Annotated in this window: 17 protein-coding genes; 6 read left to right on the forward strand and 11 right to left on the reverse strand. The window is 71.9% G+C overall.

Translation table 11 applies throughout. The features are described 5' to 3' along the window. Positions 1-66: 66 nt before the first annotated feature. On the forward strand, positions 67-1,194 hold the full coding sequence (locus ACZ592_RS09875) for an NADH:flavin oxidoreductase (RefSeq protein ID WP_471581006.1): 1,128 nt from the start codon (positions 67-69) through the stop codon (positions 1,192-1,194). Between the two features lie 192 nt (positions 1,195-1,386). Here ACZ592_RS09875 and ACZ592_RS09880 read toward each other — a convergent pair whose 3' ends face one another. The 8 genes from ACZ592_RS09880 to ACZ592_RS09915 all read right to left on the reverse strand — a co-directional run bounded on the left by ACZ592_RS09880 (position 1,387) and on the right by ACZ592_RS09915 (position 8,374). Next, on the reverse strand, positions 1,387-1,800 hold the full coding sequence (locus ACZ592_RS09880) for a DUF3151 domain-containing protein (protein WP_471581007.1): 414 nt from the start codon (positions 1,798-1,800) through the stop codon (positions 1,387-1,389). Between the two features lie 76 nt (positions 1,801-1,876). Next, positions 1,877-2,899 (reverse strand): class II fructose-bisphosphate aldolase, encoded by a 1,023-nt coding sequence (gene fbaA / locus ACZ592_RS09885; protein ID WP_471581008.1) that lies wholly within the window; start codon positions 2,897-2,899, stop codon positions 1,877-1,879. 195 nt (positions 2,900-3,094) lie between these two features. Then, positions 3,095-3,646, reverse strand: coding sequence for an orotate phosphoribosyltransferase (gene pyrE / locus ACZ592_RS09890; RefSeq protein ID WP_471581009.1), 552 nt, complete (start codon positions 3,644-3,646; stop codon positions 3,095-3,097). Between the two features lie 43 nt (positions 3,647-3,689). Then, entirely contained in the window at positions 3,690-4,484 is a 795-nt protein-coding gene (locus ACZ592_RS09895) for an aldose epimerase family protein (protein ID WP_471581010.1), read from the reverse strand. 25 nt (positions 4,485-4,509) lie between these two features. Beyond that, positions 4,510-5,478, reverse strand: a complete 969-nt coding sequence (locus ACZ592_RS09900; RefSeq protein ID WP_471581011.1) for an SRPBCC domain-containing protein — start codon at positions 5,476-5,478, stop codon at positions 4,510-4,512. A gap of 60 nt (positions 5,479-5,538) precedes the next feature. Further along, on the reverse strand, positions 5,539-7,107 hold the full coding sequence (locus ACZ592_RS09905) for a polyamine aminopropyltransferase (protein WP_471581012.1): 1,569 nt from the start codon (positions 7,105-7,107) through the stop codon (positions 5,539-5,541). A gap of 61 nt (positions 7,108-7,168) precedes the next feature. After that, positions 7,169-7,693, reverse strand: coding sequence for a DUF2617 family protein (locus ACZ592_RS09910; protein WP_471581013.1), 525 nt, complete (start codon positions 7,691-7,693; stop codon positions 7,169-7,171). A gap of 387 nt (positions 7,694-8,080) precedes the next feature. Beyond that, a complete protein-coding gene (locus ACZ592_RS09915) occupies positions 8,081-8,374 on the reverse strand; it encodes a hypothetical protein (RefSeq protein ID WP_471581014.1) in 294 nt (97 codons plus the stop codon). 129 nt (positions 8,375-8,503) lie between these two features. Between ACZ592_RS09915 and ACZ592_RS09920 the strand changes: the two genes are divergently transcribed. Both ACZ592_RS09920 and ACZ592_RS09925 read left to right on the forward strand, forming a co-directional pair. After that, on the forward strand, positions 8,504-9,718 hold the full coding sequence (locus ACZ592_RS09920; protein WP_471581015.1) for a pyridoxal phosphate-dependent aminotransferase: 1,215 nt from the start codon (positions 8,504-8,506) through the stop codon (positions 9,716-9,718). Between the two features lie 99 nt (positions 9,719-9,817). Beyond that, positions 9,818-11,068, forward strand: coding sequence for a hypothetical protein (locus ACZ592_RS09925; RefSeq protein ID WP_471581016.1), 1,251 nt, complete (start codon positions 9,818-9,820; stop codon positions 11,066-11,068). A gap of 9 nt (positions 11,069-11,077) precedes the next feature. Here ACZ592_RS09925 and ACZ592_RS09930 read toward each other — a convergent pair whose 3' ends face one another. Both ACZ592_RS09930 and clpB read right to left on the reverse strand, forming a co-directional pair. Further along, a complete protein-coding gene (locus ACZ592_RS09930) occupies positions 11,078-11,641 on the reverse strand; it encodes a YbjN domain-containing protein (protein ID WP_471581017.1) in 564 nt (187 codons plus the stop codon). A 162-nt stretch (positions 11,642-11,803) separates the two neighbouring features. Beyond that, positions 11,804-14,419, reverse strand: a complete 2,616-nt coding sequence (gene clpB, locus ACZ592_RS09935) for an ATP-dependent chaperone ClpB (RefSeq protein ID WP_471581018.1) — start codon at positions 14,417-14,419, stop codon at positions 11,804-11,806. 133 nt (positions 14,420-14,552) lie between these two features. Between clpB and ACZ592_RS09940 the strand changes: the two genes are divergently transcribed. After that, positions 14,553-14,999 carry a pyridoxamine 5'-phosphate oxidase family protein gene (locus ACZ592_RS09940; RefSeq protein ID WP_471581019.1) on the forward strand — a complete coding sequence of 149 codons (447 nt, stop codon included), beginning with the start codon at positions 14,553-14,555 and terminating at the stop codon, positions 14,997-14,999. 191 nt (positions 15,000-15,190) lie between these two features. Here ACZ592_RS09940 and ACZ592_RS09945 read toward each other — a convergent pair whose 3' ends face one another. Then, positions 15,191-15,565, reverse strand: a complete 375-nt coding sequence (locus ACZ592_RS09945) for a hypothetical protein (protein ID WP_471581020.1) — start codon at positions 15,563-15,565, stop codon at positions 15,191-15,193. A 315-nt stretch (positions 15,566-15,880) separates the two neighbouring features. On the opposite strand from ACZ592_RS09945, the gene ACZ592_RS09950 reads away from it, so the two are divergent. Together ACZ592_RS09950 and ACZ592_RS09955 are read left to right on the forward strand one after the other, a co-directional pair. Continuing rightward, positions 15,881-16,870, forward strand: coding sequence for a helix-turn-helix transcriptional regulator (locus tag ACZ592_RS09950; RefSeq protein ID WP_471581021.1), 990 nt, complete (start codon positions 15,881-15,883; stop codon positions 16,868-16,870). Between the two features lie 668 nt (positions 16,871-17,538). Then, on the forward strand, positions 17,539-18,288 hold the full coding sequence (locus tag ACZ592_RS09955; RefSeq protein ID WP_471581022.1) for a helix-turn-helix transcriptional regulator: 750 nt from the start codon (positions 17,539-17,541) through the stop codon (positions 18,286-18,288). Positions 18,289-18,360: the final 72 nt, after the last annotated feature.

Raw genomic sequence — 18,360 nt, forward strand, 5'->3', positions numbered from 1 at the left:
ACAGTGCTGTCAGACGCGTATGACTATGTTCGCGTCGAAAGTACCGATGAACCTCCGGGAGACGGCATGGAAGCCACGGAAACCACCACGTCACGAGCAGCGCGGCTCCTCGGCCGGCCCTTCGACATCAACGGCCTCAGCCTGCGCAACCGCATCGCCATGGCCCCCATGACCCGGGAGTTCTCACCGGACGGCGTGCCGGGCGCGGACGTGGCGGAGTACTACGCGCGCCGTGCCGCGGGCGGCGTCGGCCTGATCGTCACCGAGGGCACCTACGTCGACCACGCGTCGGCCGGCAGCAGCCACCGCGTCCCGCACTTCCACGGCGAGGCGGCCCTCGCGGGCTGGCGGCGGGTCGCCGAGGCGGTGCACGCGGCGGGCGGCCGGATCGTCCCGCAGCTCTGGCACGTCGGCACGACCCGTGACGCGGGCCAGGGCCCGGTCCCCGCGGCGCCCCCCGCGGGCCCCTCCGGCCTCGGCCTGGACGGCGAGGCCAAGGGCGTGGCGATGACGGGCGCCGACGTCGACGCGGTGATCAAGGCCTTCGCCGACAGCGCGGCCGACGCCGAACGGCTCGGCTTCGACGGCGTCGAACTGCACGGCGCGCACGGCTACTTGATCGACCAGTTCTTCTGGGACCGCACCAACCGGCGCACCGACGGCTACGGCGGCGGCCTCGCCTCCCGCGCCCGTTTCGCGCGCGAGATCGTCGAGGCGGTGCGCGGGGCCGTCTCGCCCACGTTCCCCGTGATCTTCCGCCTCTCGCAGTGGAAGGCGAACGCGTTCGACGCGAAGCTGGCCACGGATCCGGGCGAACTGGAGGCGCTGCTCGCGCCGTTGGCCGCGGCGGGCGTCGACGCGTTCCACGCCTCCACCCGGCGCTACTGGCTCCCCGAGTTCGAGGGCGACGACCTCAACCTCGCGGGCTGGGTCAAGAAGCTCTCCGGCAGGCCCACGCTGTCCGTCGGCTCGGTCGGCCTCGACAAGGAGTTCATCGGCCCGCAGGGCTTCACCAAGGAGTCCGCGTCGACCGGCATCGACCTGCTCCTCGACCGCATGGAGCGCGACGAGTTCGACGTCATCGCGGTGGGACGCAGCCTGATCGCGGACCCGGAATGGGCGAACAAGGCGCTCACCGACCGCCTGGCCGACGCGGCGCCGTACGAAGCGGCTCTGCTCCGGGAACTGCGCTGACTTCGCCTTCGGCTGCGGCTGCGGCTGGTCGCCCAGTTCCCCGCGCCCCTGGGAGAGCCCGCGCGGCGCGGGCCCATCGGTCACGCCCGTCCGGCGATTGAGGACGAGCCCCGGGGGGCGACGGGAGGGCCGGGGTGCTGCCACCCCGTGGCGGAGGACCCGGGGTGGCAGCACCCCGGGCCCCCGCCCACGTCAGCCGAGCGTCTCGGCCGCGGTGGCCGAGGAGTCCCGGAGGAAGCCCGCGCAGCGCTCGTACTCCTCCTGCTCGCCGATCGACTGGGCGGCCCGCGCCAGGGCGTGCAGCGCGCGCAGGAAGCCGCGGTTGGGCTCGTGCTCCCACGGCACCGGGCCGTGGCCCTTCCAGCCCGCGCGGCGCAGGGAGTCCAGGCCGCGGTGGTAGCCGGTGCGGGCGTACGCGTACGACTCGACGACGCTGCCGCGCTCGTACGCCTCGTCGGCGAGCCGTGCCCAGGCGAGCGAGGACGTGGGGTACTTCGCGGCGACGTCGGCGGCGGGCGTGCCGTTCGCGAGCAGCTCGCGCGGCTCGGGGTCGTCGGGCAGGTGGGTCGGGGGCGGTCCCCCGAGCAGATCCTTGTGAATGGCCATGGGGCAAGTCTGCTCCATGCGCGAACGGGCCCGGCACCCAGGGAAGGGTGCCGGGCCCGTTCAGGCGCGGAGCGGGTTACTTGAGCTTCGTGCCCGTGGAGCGCAGGTTCGCGCAGGCCTCGGTGACGCGCTTGGCCATGCCGGCCTCGGCGGCCTTGCCCCAGGTGCGCGGGTCGTACGTCTTCTTCGAGCCGACCTCGCCGTCGACCTTCAGGACGCCGTCGTAGTTCTTGAACATGTGGTCCGCGACGGGACGCGTGAACGCGTACTGCGTGTCCGTGTCGAGGTTCATCTTGACGACGCCGTTCTCCAGCGCGGTCGCGATCTCCTCGGCGGTCGAGCCGGAGCCGCCGTGGAACACGAAGTCGAAGGGCGACTGCTTGCCGTACTTGGCGCCGACGCCCTCCTGGAGGTCCTTGAGGAGCTCCGGACGCAGGACGACGTTGCCCGGCTTGTAGACGCCGTGGACGTTGCCGAAGGACGCGGCCAGGAGGTAGCGGCCCTTCTCGCCCAGGCCCAGGGCCTCGGCGGTGCGCAGCGCGTCGTCGACGGTCGTGTACAGCTCGTCGTTGATCTCGTGGGTGACGCCGTCCTCCTCGCCACCGGTCGGGGTGATCTCCACCTCAAGGATGATCTTCGCGGCGGCGGCCTTCGCGAGCAGCTCCTGGCCGATGGCCAGGTTGTCGGCGAGGGTCTCGGCGGAGCCGTCCCACATGTGCGACTGGAAGAGCGGGTTCAGGCCCTTGGCGACGCGCTCGGCGGAGACGTCCAGGAGCGGACGCACGTACGCGTCCAGCTTGTCCTTGGGGCAGTGGTCCGTGTGCAGCGCGACGGTGATGTCGTACTTGGCGGCGACGATGTGCGCGAACTCGGCGAGCGCGACCGCGCCGGTCACCATGTCCTTGTTGTACTGGCCACCCAGGAACTCCGCACCACCGGTGGAGATCTGGATGATGCCGTCGCTCTCCGCCTCCGCGAAGCCGCGCAGGGCCGCGTGCAGGGTCTGCGTGGAGGTCACGTTGATCGCCGGGTAGGCGAACTTGCCTGCCTTCGCCCGGTCGAGCATCTCGGCGTAGACCTCGGGGGTTGCGATGGGCATGTGTCCGCTCCTTGTGATGTGCGGGTGTGTGCTTGGCCCTGACCTAAGGGGGCGACGTCATCGTCGCCCCCATCTTTCCAGACTTGCCGGACCGCTCCGGCCGGAGTGCGGCCGGAGCGGTGAGGACCTAGGTCCCGAGTCCTCCGGCCGGCGGTCCGCCGGATCGACCAGTCGGCCGGCCCGTCAGTCGGCCCGTCAGTCGGTCAGACCGAGGTCGTCCTTGGAGAACGCGAAGAGGTAGGGCACGCCCGCGCCCTCGGTGATCTTCTCGCCGGCGCCGGTGGCCCGGTCCACGATCGTGGCGACGCCGACGACCTCGGCACCCGCCTCGCGGACGGCCTCGACGGCGGTCAGCGGCGAGCCGCCGGTGGTGGAGGTGTCCTCGACGACCAGGACGCGGCGGCCCTTGATGTCCGGGCCCTCGACGCGGCGCTGCATGCCGTGCGCCTTGGCCGCCTTGCGGACGACGAACGCGTCCAGGCGCTCGCCGCGCGCGGCGGACGCGTGCAGCATCGCGCCCGCGACGGGGTCGGCGCCCATGGTCAGGCCGCCCACCGCGTCGAAGTCGAGGTCCTTGGTGAGGTCGAGCAGCACCTGGCCGACCAGCGGGGCGGCCTCGCCGTCGAGGGTGACCCGGCGGAGGTCGATGTAGTAGTCGGCCTCCAGGCCGGAGGAGAGCGTCACCTTGCCGTGCACGACGGCCTTGTCCTTGATCTGCTGCAGCAGCTCGCCGCGTACGTCAGTCATGCCTAAGAGCTTAAAGCCGCCGCGCGGGCCCTCCGCGCACCGCTCAGAGCCGCCGCCAGCGCCAGGTCGTCGCCGTCTCCAGGGGCTCGATGGGGGTGACGAGGCGAGGGTCGGTGTTGAGCCCGTTCGGCGGTCCCGTCTGCGGTTCGACGCAGACCGCGGCCTCCTGCTCGTCGTAGACGACGACCCACTGCTCGCGGCTCGTGACCCGCACTTCCAGCCGTTCGGGCCAGGTGAGCGTCACGTCGACGCCGTCGGGCATGCCGAAGCAGTCGTCCCAGGGGCCCGGCCGCACGTCGACGCGGTGCCCGGTCGGCAGGTGGTCCTCGCCGCGCTCCTCCTGCCAGGCGGGCGCGAAGTCGACGCGGACGGGCTCGCCGCCGCCGTCGAGGGACCGGTTGAACCACGGGTGCCAGCCGGCCTGCGCGGGAAAGGAGGCGCCGTACGTCTCGATGCCCAGGCGCAGCGTCAGGCCGTCCTCGGTGAGCTCCACGATCTGCGTGACACGGCCGGGGTAGGGCCAGGGGTCGGTGAGGTCGTACGTGAAGACGGCCTCGGTCTGCGAGGTGCGCGCCGTGCGCCACTCGGCGTCGCGGGCGAAGCCGTGGATGGCGTGCGGCGGGGAGTTCAGCGGCATCTGATGGACGGTGGCGCCGTCGCGGAACCGCCCCTCCTCGATGCGGCCGCACCACGGCACCATCGGGAAGCAGCCGTACTTCCGGCCCTGCCTCAGCAGCTCGGCGCCGCCGATGCGCAGACTTCCGATGCGGCAGCCGTTGCCCGGCTGCACGGTCACTTCCGCGTCGCCCGCGGTGAGGGTCACGTCTTCGATGCTCACGGGCCCGACCCTACGGCGTGGGTGCTCAGCGGCGGCGGCGCAGGGCCCTGCCGACGACGATGGCCGAGGCCAGCGCGAGGGCGGCGGCGGGCGCGGCCCAGCGGAGCGTGGCGCTGGTGGCGAGGGAGTCGGGGGCGGGCGCGGGCGCGTACCGGCCGCGGGGCGGGGCGTGGTCGACCTCCTCGGCGCTGCGGCCGATCATGGTCCGGCGGGCGTGCGCGGCCTCGGCGGGCGGCACGGCGGCCAGGTGGAGGTTCTCCACGCCGTCCGCCTCGTCCAGGGCGTCCAGCGCTTCCAGGACCTCGGCCTGGTCGACCTCGTCCAGGTCGTCGAGGTCGTCCGCCGCGTCGAGGGCGTCGTCCAGGTGGGCGTCCAGCTCGTCGGACAGGTCGTCGGACAGCTCGTCGGCCAGCTCGTCGGCCAGCGGATCGAGGGAGGGCGGCGGCACCTCGGTCTCGAACACGGTGGCCGCGCGGGGCGCCGGCGGCTCGGTGTCGCCCGCGGCGTGGTTCCCGGTGTCGTCAGGCTTCCCGGCCGGGGCCTCCGGCTCGGGCGCCGTGTCGGGCGGCACCGCCGCGGCGAGCCCCTCCGCGAACCGCTCCAGGAGCCGCCGCACGGCGGAATCCACAGCCTGTGGATCACTTTCCGTGATCCGCCCCTCGGCGGCCGCGCTCCCGCCGAACACGAGCGTCGTGCCCCCGTCCGCCGGCGCGAGCCGCACGGTCAGCGACAGCTGCACGGTCCCGGAGCCGCGCGCCTCGGCGCCCTCGGCCTCCAGCGCGCACGTCCCGTCGTCGCGGGACTCGGTCAGCGCCGACCCGCGATACGTGATGGTGTGCCCTCCGACGCGCACCTTCAGGCGCCCGGAGAGCGGTCCCGCCGTCTCGTCCGCGTCACGCTGGAGCCCCGGGACCGCCCCGGCGACCCGCTCGGGGTCGGCCAGGACCTGCCGGAGCCGCTCTGCCGAGACCGGAACGAACACCTCATGCTCCATGGCAGCCGAGCCTACCCACGTGTCCGCCGCCTTGTACGACAGTTCGTCGGACCGTGTACGTCAGTTCGCGTAACGCGGATGCACGAGAGTGGACGGCGCGAGGCCGGGCTGCCGGGTCCGCTCGGCCGCCCGCGCCCCGGCCCGCACCACCTCGGAACCGGCCGTCCGCAGCAGTACGGGCACGTCCCGCGAGGCGAGCACGAAGCCCCAGTCTCGGGCGGCGCGGACGCCCCGCGCCGTACGGTCGGGCCCGGCGGCGAACCCGGACTGCCGGCCGCCCACCCGGTAGGGAACCGTCGCGAGCCCCGCCGCCCGCAGCGTCGCCTCGACCGTCCAGAAGACGCGCGGCCTCGCCGACATCGGGCCCGCGTGCACGGCGAGCCTGCCCCCGTCGGCGAGGACGCGGGTGGCCAGGCCGTAGAACTCCTGGGAGTAGAGCTTCGTGCTGGCGGTGATGCCCGGGTCGGGCAGGTCGGAGATCACCACGTCGTACGCCGCGCGGGCCGAGCGCAGCCAGCGGAACGCGTCGGCGTTCACCACCCGGACGCGCGGGTCGCGGTAGACGTGGGCGTTGAGCTCGCTGAGGGCCGGGTCGTGCCGGGCGAGGTCGACGACGCCCGCGTCCAGCTCCACGACGTCGACGTGGCGCACGCCGGGGTGACGCAGGACCTCACGCGCCGCGAGCCCGTCGCCGCCGCCGAGGATGAGCACGCGCGCGTGGGAGCCGCGCATCACGGGGGTCACGAGACCCTGGTGGTAGCGCTTCTCGTCCCGGCCGCTGATGCGCAGGCGCCCGTCGAGGTAGAGGTCGAGGGAGCTCCGCTTCCCGCCGGTGAGGACGACCTCCTGGACGTCGGTCTGCCGGGCGACCCGCACGTCCCCGCCGTACACCGCGCGCCGGGCGGCCCGCTCGAAGTCGTCGACGAGCACGGCGGCGGAGGCGAGCAGCGAGAGGACCAGGACGTTGACCGTCAGGAGCACCCAGCGGCCGCGCACGCTGAGGTCGCGCCCGAACAGGCCGAAGACCAGCGCGCCCCCGGCGACGGCGTTGACCGCGCCGGTGAACAGGGCGCCCGTCAACTGGCCGAACAGCGGAAGCAGCAGGAAGGGGAAGGCGAGCCCGCCGACCAGGGCGCCCACGTAGTCGGCGGCGAACAGGTCGGCGACGGCGCCGCTGGCGTCCTGGCGCCGGATGCGCTGGATGAGCACCATCAGGAGCGGCACCTCGGCGCCGATCAGGATGCCGATGGCCAGGGAGAACGCGACCAGGAGGGAGCGCGATCCGCCCGCCCACACCTCGCCCCGGTCGCCGGTCCACGCGAACGCCGCGTACAACGCCATGGCGCTGCACCCGCCGACCAGCGCGAGCGCCGACTCGACGAGGCCGAACCAGACGGCGGCGCGCGGGCGCAGCCGCTTGGCGAGCAGCGAGCCGACGCCCATGGCGAAGACCATCACCGAGAGCACGACGGAGGCCTGGGTGACGGAGTCACCGATCAGGTACGAGGCGAGGGCGACGAGTTCGAGTTCGTAGACGAGGCCGCAGGCAGCACAGACGAACACGCCGGCGAGAACGAGGAAACGTCCTGTCCGCGGCGAGACGGGCAACCGCACCGACGACTCGATCACGCCTGGAACGCTACGTCACGACACACTCACTCCGGGTCCCCCACATGGGTGCATCTCCCTCTCACAGCGACGCGGGCAGAGGCATCCTCGCCCCCACCCGCGTCCGCGTGGCCACCAGTTGGCCGTCCTGCGGATAGGCATGCCACGTCCGCCACATCAACGCCCCCTCGTGACTCTGCGCGAGCAGCGCGGTGAAGGCGTGCGGGCTGCCGGGGAACACGCCCGCGAGGCCGTGCGGGTGTTCGGCGACCAGGGCGAGCAGTTCCTGCGCCCGTCCCGCGAACTGACCGCTCGACAACGTCTCCACGCGCGCGGCGAATTCGTACTCCCAGTCCCCCATGCGCTTGGAGACGCCGAGAGGGAGGGGCGTACTGCTGCCGGGGATGCAGGCCACGGTCTCGGAACAGCCGCCCCGCTCCTCCTCGACGAGCACCTGGTGCGAGGCACCGAGAAGTCTCAACTGCAGTGAGGCGTCGGCCAGTTCGACTTCGAGAGTGGCCAACGCGGGCAGCGGCTCGCGCCCCAGGGCCCAGGCGAGGTCCGCGGCGCGCGTGTCGGTATAGACAGTCTTCAGGGTCGTGAGCATGGGTCGGCTCCGCTAACACGCAATGGAGGTGGGGCCGGCGCACCCGGATGGGACACCGGGCGGTCGGAATGCCGGCTCGTGCCCACGAGAACGTCACGCGACGGGTCTCCAGACTTCGGTCCGCGAAACCTGTACCGGACGTCCGAGGGCGGTGCTGACGTTTAAGAGGGAATCATGGTCGGCGACACTGCCACAGCGTTTTTACCCAACTTCGTAGGGTTTCCATCCCCATGAGGGCTGCACAGTTCAACTGTTCAGTACAGCAACCACGGCATGGCACCGGAGCGCGCGCCCGCCGCACCACTACGCACAACGCGAAAGCGCCCGGCGGGAATTGTCCGCCCCCGCCGGGCACTTCCTTCGAACCGGTGGACCAGCTGCCCCGTGTCAGCTGCCTCCGCCGCCGCAGCCGCCCCCGCCGCCCCCGCACGAGGAGCCTCCTCCGCACGAGGACCCACCCCCGCACGAGGACCCGCCCCCGCAGGAGTGCCCGTGGTGCCCGCCCCCGTGGTGCCCGCCGCCGTCCCCGCCGCCGGCCCACCAGCTGCCGCCGCCCGCCGAGCCGGACGCACCGCCCGAGCCCCATCGCGAGCGGGACTTGCGCGAGCCGCGCCCCCCGTAACCGATCCCCGCGGCCAGGGCGAACACGAGCACCGCGATGAAGACGAAAGCCAGGACCATGGCTCCCACACTCCTTCCGTTCCCCCGAAGCAGGTCCCCCCGTGGGCCGTGCTTCTTGCGTGACAGGGGGATGCCCCTGCCCGGACCGGCGCAAAGCAGAGTTGAGGAACTCCAGAGGTTCGGCGCAGGATGGCGGCCATGACGTCCTCCTCCGGGCGCGAGCGCCCGCTGCTCAACCGCCGCCTCGCCGAGTTCGGCACGACGATTTTCGCCGAGATGTCCGCACTGGCGGTGAAAACGGGCGCGATCAACCTGGGTCAGGGCTTCCCCGACACCGACGGCCCCGAGGCGGTGCGCGAGGCCGCGGTACGGGCGCTGCGCGACGGCCGCGGCAACCAGTACCCGCCGGGCCCCGGCGTCCCCGAGCTCCGCACGGCCATAGCCGAGCACCAGCTCGCCCGCTACGCCCTGTCGTACGACCCCGACCGCGAGGTCCTGGTGACGGCCGGCGCGACCGAGGCGATCGCGGCCTCGCTGCTCGCCCTCGTCGAGCCGGGCGACGAGGTCATCGCACTGGAGCCCTACTACGACTCGTACGCGGCTTCGATCGCCCTGGCCGGCGGAGCCCGGGTCCCGGTCACTCTGCGCCCCCGCGAGGGCCGCTTCGTCCTGGACCTGGACGAACTGCGCGACGCGGTCACCGACCGCACCCGCCTGATCCTCCTCAACACCCCGCACAACCCGACCGGCACCGTCCTGACCCGCGCCGAGCTCACCGAGATCGCGAAGCTGGCGGTCGAGCGGGACCTGCTGGTCGTCACCGACGAGGTCTACGAGCACCTGGTCTTCGACGACGCCGAGCACCTCCCGCTCGCCTCCTTCCCCGGCATGCGCGAGCGCACGGTGACCATCGGCTCCGCGGGCAAGACGTTCTCGTTCACGGGCTGGAAGGTCGGCTGGGTGACGGCCGCGCCGGAGCTGGTCACGGCGGTCCGCTCGGCCAAGCAGTTCCTGACGTACGTCTCCTCGGGCCCCTTCCAGTACGCCATCGCGGAGGCACTCGCCCTGCCCACCTCGTACTTCGACGACTTCCGCGCGGACATGCGGGCCAAACGGGACCTGCTCGGCGCGGGCCTGACGGCGGCGGGCTTCGACGTCTACCGCCCGGCGGGCACGTACTTCATCACCACCGACATCCGCCCCCTGGGCGACGAGCTCTCCCACGGCGGTGACGGCTTCGCCTTCTGCCGCTCCCTCCCGGAGCGCGCCGGCGTCGTGGCGATCCCGAACGCGGTCTTCTACGACCACCGCGCGGCGGGCGCCCCCTTCGTACGCTTCGCGTTCTGCAAGCAGACCCCGGTCCTGGAGGAGGCGGTGACCCGCCTCAAGTCGCTGGCGGGCTGAGCACACCGACGGGCGACGGCCGCGCGAGAGGGCCCGCGGCCCTCCCTCGCACGGCCCCCTCCGGTCGCGCCCGCGCCGGGCGCCCCGCAGGGTTCGGTTGTGAGCCAGTCCAGCAACCTCCTCACCGCCCCCGTCACGAAACCCCGCACCGGTGGTTGTGCCCGCCCCTCCCGTCGCGCCGGACGGCTGCCCCGGGCGGTGGCGGGCCCGCTCCTCGCCCTCGGCCTCTTCGCCGCCGCCCGCCTCACCGGCCTGGCGTGCGTCGCGCTGGTCGCGCACGTCACCCACCAGGACACGTTCGCGCTGCTCGGCCGGTCCTGGGACTCCCGCTGGTACGCGGAGATCGCCGCGCACGGCTACGGGCGCACCCTCCGCTTCGGCCCCGACGTGGTCCAGAGCGACCTCGCGTTCTTCCCCCTCTATCCGGGGCTCGTGCGCGCCGTCAGCGCCGTGCTGCCCGTCGGGCACGGTGCGGCGGGGCTGCTGCTGGCCTGGACGGCGGCCGGGCTCGCCGCGTGGGGCGTGTACGCGATCGGGGAGCGCTTGCACGGGCGGCGCGCGGCGACGTACCTGGTCGTCGTCTGGGCGCTGCTGCCGCACTCCGTGGTGCTGTCGCTCGCGTACACCGAGCCGGTGCTCACCGCGCTCGCCGCCTGGTCGCTGTACGCGGTGCTGACCGGGCGGTGGGTGTGGGCCGGCTCGGCGGCGGCCCTCGCGGGGCTCGCGCGGCCCAACGGGCTCGCGGTGGCGGCGGCGGTCGGCGCGGCGGCGGTGTGCGAGGCCGTCGTACGCCTCAGTCTCAGGAGGGACGGCCCGCGTGCGGCCCGTCGGCCGCCGGAAGTTGCCCACAGCCTGTGGAAAGTCTGCGCGGGCGCGGCGCTCGCCCCACTCGGCTGGACGTCATATGTTCTTTATGTAGGGATTCGCAAGGGAGATCCGCTGCACGGCTATTTCGCGGTGCAGAGCGGCTGGGGCTCCCGCTTCGACTTCGGCCTGGGCTCGCTCGTCTTCGTCAAGCACCTGCTGCGCGACGGCGACCGCCTCGTCTTCACGATGACCCTCGTCATCGTCGCCGCGGCGCTGCTGCTCCTCGCCCTGCTCGTCGCGGACCGCGCCCCGCTGCCGCTGGTCGCCTACACCGGCATGCTCGTCCTCATCACGGTCGGCGGGTCCGGCTTCTTCGAGTCCAAGCCGCGCTTCCTGCTGCCCGCGTTCCCGCTGCTGATCCCGCTCGCCCTCGCCATGACGAGAGCCCGGCCCAGAAGCGCCCACCTGGTGGTGTGCGCCCTGGCCGGGCTCTCGCTCGCCTATGGGACGTATCTGGTGACGACCGCCCACATGCCTCTGTAGGAGGAGGTCTCAGGCCTCGTCGTCGCCGGACTTCTCGCCGGTCCCGCCCTCGCCGGTCTGCCCCTCCGCGGAGTCGACCTCGGCCTCCAGGCCCAGCTGCTCGACGAGCCAGCGGTCGAACTCGATCGCGGCGCGCACCCAGCTGACCGTCGACGACACGAAGTGCTCCAGGGAGACACCGGTGCCGATCAGCATCTGGGCCTCGCCGATGAGGCGGACCGTGCCGTCGTCGTGCGTGTGGCTGTAGACCTTCGGCCACAGCGTGCGGCGGTTCCAGTCGTCGATCGACTCGAGAAGCCGCTGCTTCTCCTCGATCTGGTGCGGCCGGTCGTAGAACGTCCGCACCGAGAAGACCTGCTGGTCGTCCTCGCCGCGGAACATGAAGTACGTACGGAACTCCTCCCACGGCGCCGCGAGGTCACCCTCGTCGTCGACGACGTGCTTGAGCTCCATCTGGTCCAGGAGCTGCTTGACCAGGTCCTGGTCGGGGACGACGGGGCCCGCCGGTCCTGCGCCCTGCTGCGGTTCGGGCTGTCCCCCGAAATTCGGAATCGAGGACGGGTCGATGCTCACCGTGTATTTCCCTTCGTACGGATTCCGCCATCCTCTCCCAAGAGGGGGCCCCGGTCGCAACCCCGGCTCCGCGTCTGCCTGGAATCCGTCGTTCTCCGGCCGCGGGCCGTGGTCCGTCCTCGCGCGGTTCCCCGCGCCCCTCAAGGGGCGCGGGGTGTGCCGCTACAGGGACTTGGCGGTCCCGGGCTCCGTCGCCGGGCCCACGATCAGGCCCTCCTCGAAGACGTCCACGCGGACCGTGTCGCCGTCCTTCACCTCGCCCGCGAGGATCTCCTTGGCGAGCCGGTCGCCGATGGAGGTCTGGATGAGGCGGCGCAGCGGGCGCGCGCCGTACGCCGGGTCGTTGCCCTCGTCGGCGAGCCAGGCCAGCGCGCCGGGCGTGACGTCCAGCGTGAGCCGCCGGTCGGCGAGCCGCCTGGCGAGGCGGCCCACCTGCAGCCCCGCGATGTGCACCAGCTCGTCCCTGGTGAGCGCCGAGAAGACGACGAGGTCGTCGAGGCGGTTGAGGAACTCGGGCTTGAAGGAGGCCCGCACGACCTCAAGGACCTGCTGCTTCTTCTCCTCCTCGCTGGTCAGCGGCTCCACCAGGTACTGGCTGCCCAGGTTGGAGGTGAGGATCAGGATGGTGTTGCGGAAGTCGACCGTCCGCCCTTGTCCGTCGGTGAGGCGCCCGTCGTCGAGCACCTGCAGCAGGACGTCGAAGACCTCCGGGTGCGCCTTCTCGACCTCGTCGAGCAGCACGACGCTGTACGGGCGCCGCCGGACCGCCTCAGTGAGCTGGCCGCCCTCCTCGTACCCCACGTATCCGGGCGGGGCGCCGACCAGACGGGCCACGCTGTGCTTCTCGCCGTACTCGCTCATGTCGATGCGGACCATGGCCCGCTCGTCGTCGAAGAGGAAGTCCGCGAGCGCCTTGGCCAGCTCGGTCTTGCCGACGCCGGTCGGGCCGAGGAAGAGGAAGGACCCGGTGGGCCGGTCCGGGTCGGCGATCCCGGCGCGGGTGCGCCGCACGGCGTCGGACACCGCGCGCACCGCCTCGCCCTGGCCGATGAGCCGCTTGCCGAGCTCGTCCTCCATGCGGAGCAGCTTCTGCGTCTCGCCCTCCAGGAGGCGGCCCGCGGGGATGCCGGTCCAGGACCCCACCACATCGGCGATGTCGTCGGGACCGACCTCCTCCTTGACCATGGTGTCCTTGGCCTGGACGGTCTCCTCCTCGGCCTCGGACGCCTCTTCGAGGTCGCGCTCCAGCGTCGGGATCTCGCCGTAGAGCAGCTTGGACGCGGTGTCGAAGTCGCCGTCGCGCTGGGCGCGCTCGGCCTGGCCGCGCAGCTCGTCGAGCTTCTCCTTCAGCTCACCGACGCGGTTGAGGGACTGCTTCTCCTTCTCCCAGCGGGCGGTGAGGCCGCGCAGTTCCTCCTCCTTGTCGGCGAGGTCGCGCCGCAGCTTCTCCAGACGCTGCTTGCTGGCCGGGTCCGTCTCCTTGCTGAGCGCCAGCTCCTCCATGCGCAGCCGGTCGACGGAGCGCTGGAGCTCGTCGATCTCGACGGGCGAGGAGTCGATCTCCATCCGCAGCCGGGACGCGGCCTCGTCCACGAGGTCGATGGCCTTGTCGGGCAGGAAGCGGGAGGTGATGTACCGGTCGGAGAGCGTGGCGGCGGCGACGAGCGCGCTGTCGGCGATCTGGACCTTGTGGTGGGCCTCGTACCGGCCCTTGAGCCCGCGCAGGATCGCGATGGAGTCCTCGACGGACGGCTCGGCGACGAGCACCTGCTGGAAGCGGCGCTCCAGGGCCGGGTCCTTCTCGATCCGCTCGCGGTACTCGTCCAGGGTGGTGGCGCCGACCATGCGCAGCTCGCCGCGGGCGAGCATGGGCTTGAGCATGTTGCCCGCGTCCATGGCGGAGTCGCCGCCCGCGCCCGCCCCCACGACGGTGTGCAGCTCGTCGATGAACGTGATGACCTGCCCGTCGCTCTCCTTGATCTCGGAGAGGACGGTCTTGAGCCGCTCCTCGAACTCGCCGCGGTACTTCGCGCCGGCGACCATCGCGCCCAGGTCGAGGGAGACCAGCCGCTTGTCCTTCAGCGACTCGGGGACGTCCCCCTTCACGATGCGCTGCGCGAGACCTTCCACGACGGCGGTCTTGCCGACGCCGGGCTCGCCGATGAGGACGGGATTGTTCTTCGTGCGCCGCGACAGGACCTGCACGACCCTGCGGATCTCCTGGTCGCGCCCGATGACCGGGTCGAGCTTGCCCTCGCGTGCGGCGGCGGTGAAATCGGTGCCGAACTTCTCCAGGGCCTTGTACTGGCCCTCGGGGTCGGGTGTGGTCACCCGGCGCCCTCCCCTGCTCTTCTCGAATGCGTCCAGCAGCTTCCTGCTGCCGGCCCCGTGCCGGTTGAGTACGTCTGCGGCCTTGCCGCCCTTGGCGGCGATGCCGATGAGGAGGTGCTCCGTGGACAGGAAGTCGTCCCCGAGCTCCTTGGCGCGCTGCCCGGCGTCCGCGACGACGGACAGCAGCTCGCGGTCGGGCTGCGGGGGCGCGACGGTGGACCCGGTCACGCTGGGCAGCCCCGCCAGGACCCGCTCGGTGTCCGCGCGCACGGCCGCCTGGTCGGCGTCGGCCGCGGCGAGCAGGTCGGTGATGTTCTCGTTGTCCTGCCCCTCCAACAGCGCGAGCAGCAGGTGCGCGGCGGTCAGATCGGGGTGACCGTCCTGCACGGCGCGGCTGGTGGCCGCGTTGATCGCGTCCCGGCTCCTGTTGGTCAGCTCGGCGTCCACGTGCGCTTCTCCTCCTTACGGGTCCCGCTTACGGGTCCAACCCCAGTAACACTGACTAAGCCAACGTACACAAAGTTGAGTCTATTCCACTCAAGGAAGAAGGGGGAAGGCCGGGCGGCTATGTTCCGTAGCCATGACCGAGTCCCCCTCCGCACCGCGCGCCACTCCCCGGATCGACCCCCTGGATCCGCCCGAGCCCTACCTCAGCTTCTGGCGGGAACGCCACCACTGCACCCTGACGACCCCGCGCCCGGACGGCAGCCCGCACGTGGTGCCGGTGGGCGTGACGTACGACCCGGAGGCGGGGGTCGCGCGTGTCCTCGCGCGCAGGACGAGCAGAAAGGTCGCGCACATCCGCGCGGCGGCGGGCGAGGACGGCTCCGGGGCGCGGGTGGCCGTCTGCCAGCACGCGGGCCGGCGCTGGGCGACGCTGGAGGGCGTGGCCAGGATCGTGACGGAGCCGGCGGCGATCACGGCGGCGGAACTCCGCTTCGAGGAGCGCTACGGGCGCAGGCCGTCCCCGAACCCGGACCGGATCCTGATCGAGATCACGCTGACGCGGGCGCTCGGGAAGCCGTGACGGCGCCGCGTCCGCGTCCGCCGCGTCCGCCGCGTCCGCCGGGGGCGCGGGGCGCGGGGCACGAGGCGCGGGGCGGGGCGGGGCGCGACAGGCGTGCGCGCACACCACAGCGGCGCCACCGTGTTCAGGTCCACGGTGGCGCCGCTGCTGGGGGAAGCGCCTGCGCGATTTACAACGACGGGGGAATCGCGTCAGGCACTGCGGGGGGTGGCTGTGATGTTGTCCGGAACGCCCAGGGCGCTCAGGTCCTGCTGTTCGGGCCGGTCCGGCTGTTCCTGCTGCCCGACCATCTCGTGGTCGCGCCGGTCGAGATTGACGAAGACCATCCCGTACCGGATCGCGCATCGCACGGGCTGCGGCGCGCCGCGGGGCCGCCGCAGGCACCGGTACGCCCGTATCTCCTCCTCGTCGTCACGCGTGACGACGATCGGCTCGCCGAGCAGGGTCACCATCAACGAATCTCCGCGGTGGGGGATCGCGGTCACCAGATCGATGAAGTGCCATCCGGACCGGTAGGCGGTGGCCATTTCCCGGCGGAAGGTGCGGTCGTCGGGAGGGGTACTCACGAGGCCTCAGCCCCATGCGCGCCGTGAAGGTTCCAGGACACATCGCCCGCGGTCATCGTCGCGGAGGTACTGGTACCCGCACCGCCACCCGGGGTGTTCCATGAGACGTCTTGCGTCGTTGCGACAGCGAACGCCGCAGCGCCGAAGGCAACGACCAGCGCCGAGCGAAGCATTTTCGTGAACATCGTCAGCTTCGTCCTCACTTGATAGGTTCCTCTCCCCCGGCTCCCATGACGATGTCTCAATCCAGCACGTCGAGGCCACAGGGTCGGTGCATCATGTTCCTGTACGTACAGGACCCTGGGGGGTGGAGAATTGCTCATATCTGACACAAAACCGACACATCCCCACCCCATCACCGCCCTGTGCGATGAGGGAGCCCGGTTGTACGCGAGCGCGCTCAGTGCGGGACGCATTGCCCGTGACGAGATCGAATCCGCCCCGTGCCTGGTGGAATTCGCCCTGCTGCACACCGATCCGGACGACGCGAATTGGCTTCGCCCCGTTCCCCCCTCCGCCATTCTCGCGCAGCGCCTGCACCCCATCGAGCGGGAGATCCGGGACCGAAGAAAGCTCACCGTTGAACTGACAGACGCGTTTGAGCCTTTCATGAACATCAGTGCCCAACCGTCCGTGGCCACCCACGCGATCACCGTCCTCGAGGGCCTGCAGAGCATCAACGCCACGCTGGACGCGGCCACCGCCGCCTGCACGGACGAGATCCTGACCATTCAGCCGGGCGGCGTCCGCGGCGGCGACATGCTCTCCGCGTCACTGGAGCGCGTACGCGAACCGCTCGACCGCGGTGTCCGCATGCGCACCCTCTACCAGCACACCGTGCGCCACGGCCCCGGGGTCTTCGCCTACCTCGAGCAGTTGGACCCCCGGCAGATCCAGGTCCGCACGCTCGAGGAACTCATCGAGCGGATGATCATTTTCGACCGGTCGATCGCCGTCATCCCCGCGCGACGCGACCGGCAAGTGGCGCTGGAGCTTCGCCATCCGGGGCTCGTCGAGTATCTCGCCTCGGTATTCGAGCAGTTCTGGCAGCAGGCGACGCCGCTGAGCGAGGAAACTCCGTACAGCCCGGCGCACGGCGGAATCACCGGAGTTCAGCGGACCATTGCCAAACTCCTCATCGACGGCCACGTCGACGAGGCGATAGCCCGCCGTCTCGGCATGAACGTCCGCACCTGCCGCGCCCACATAGCCAAGATCGCCGCGGCCCTCGGCAGCGGCAGCCGCGCCCAGCTCGGCTACCTCATCGCCCAGTCGGGCATCCTCGACCACGACCGGCCGAGGTGACGTCGGCGTGACACGCCTCGCGGCGGACACGACCCCATTGAAGCGCTGAAGCGCTGACGCGCTGACTCGCTGACTCGCTGAAGCGCTGACTCGCTGAAGCGCTGACGCGCTGACGCGCTGACGCGCTGACGCGCTGACGCGCTGCGCTGCCCCGCTGCCCCACTCCTCCAGCCGACGCACTGCCCCCAGTACGGCCGGTTCCGACCCCTCGCGGAAGGCGTCGTCGGCACGGCCGCGCCGTCGGGACCCCGGCCGGCCGGCGGCCGAGGGGGAAACGCGCATCCGCGAAGACTCCGCCCGGGTCGCCGGGAGACACCCGCCGGACGGACCGTGTGCCACCACCGTCCCGGACGGGGCACGGCGCCGCGGGCCGCGCCGACGGAACGAGCAGGCGCCGGCGCGCCCCGGAACGCGCCCGTCATCCGCTCCGACGGCACCGGACACCCGGGCATCTGGCGGAATCTCTTCGCGCGGGCAAGCACTCCCGGCCGGGCCCTGGCGTAGGCGCACCCCCTGCCGACGCGTGACGCGCCATCGCCGTTCTCCGTACGCACCCTCTTGAACCGGCCCACAAGAAGTGGACACTTCAATCACAGGCTGTACTCCGACCCGCATCCCCCCGGCCTAGAGTCTCGGCTCTTCGACCCACCGGGAGGGGGGAGCCACCCATGACCCGACCCCACGTGCCCCACACGGCCGCGGAGCTCTGTGACGCGGACTCCGCCATCAGCCTCGTGCGGGGACTTCCGCAGATCGAGGACGCGATAGAGCGGGCGATCTCCGCCACCTCCCGCGAAGTGCTCACCGTTCAGCCGGGCGGTGTCCGGCCTCCCGAGGCCCTGGAGCGGACCCGCCCGCGCGAGCAGGCGGTCCTGTCCCGCGGAGGGCGCATGCGCACCCTTTACCAGCACACAACACGCCATTCCCTGCCCGCACTCGCCCACTTCGAGCAACTCCACGGAGACATCGAGGCGCGCACGCTCGACGAGGTCACCGACCGGCTCCTCGTCTTCGACCGGACCGTCGCGTTCATCCCGGCCGTCAAGGACCACACCGCCGCCCTGGAGATACGCCAGCCCGCCCTCGTCGACTACCTCGCCACGACCTTCGAACGGCTGTGGCGACTCGCCGTCCCCATGTATCCGCTGACGTCACAGCTGCCCTCCGAGAACGGCATCACCACCCGCCAGCGCGCCATCGCCGGCCTCCTCACCGAAGGCCTCACCGACGCCGAGGTGGCCACCCGCCTCGGCATGAACATCCGCACCGCCCGTGTCCACATCGCCAAGCTCGCCGCCACCCTCGGCAGCCACAGCCGCGCCCAGCTCGGCTACCTCATCGGCCAGTCGGGCATCGTCGGCCAGAGGGCCGCTGACGTCGGCGGCGACAGGGCGGGACAGCCGGAACAGGACAGGTAGAAGCAGCCGTCCAGAAGCAGACACTTCAACTACGGCATCCGGCCCGCTCCCTGCCCGCCTGCATAGAATCGC

Source organism: Streptomyces sp. NPDC040622, from assembly GCF_055593965.1.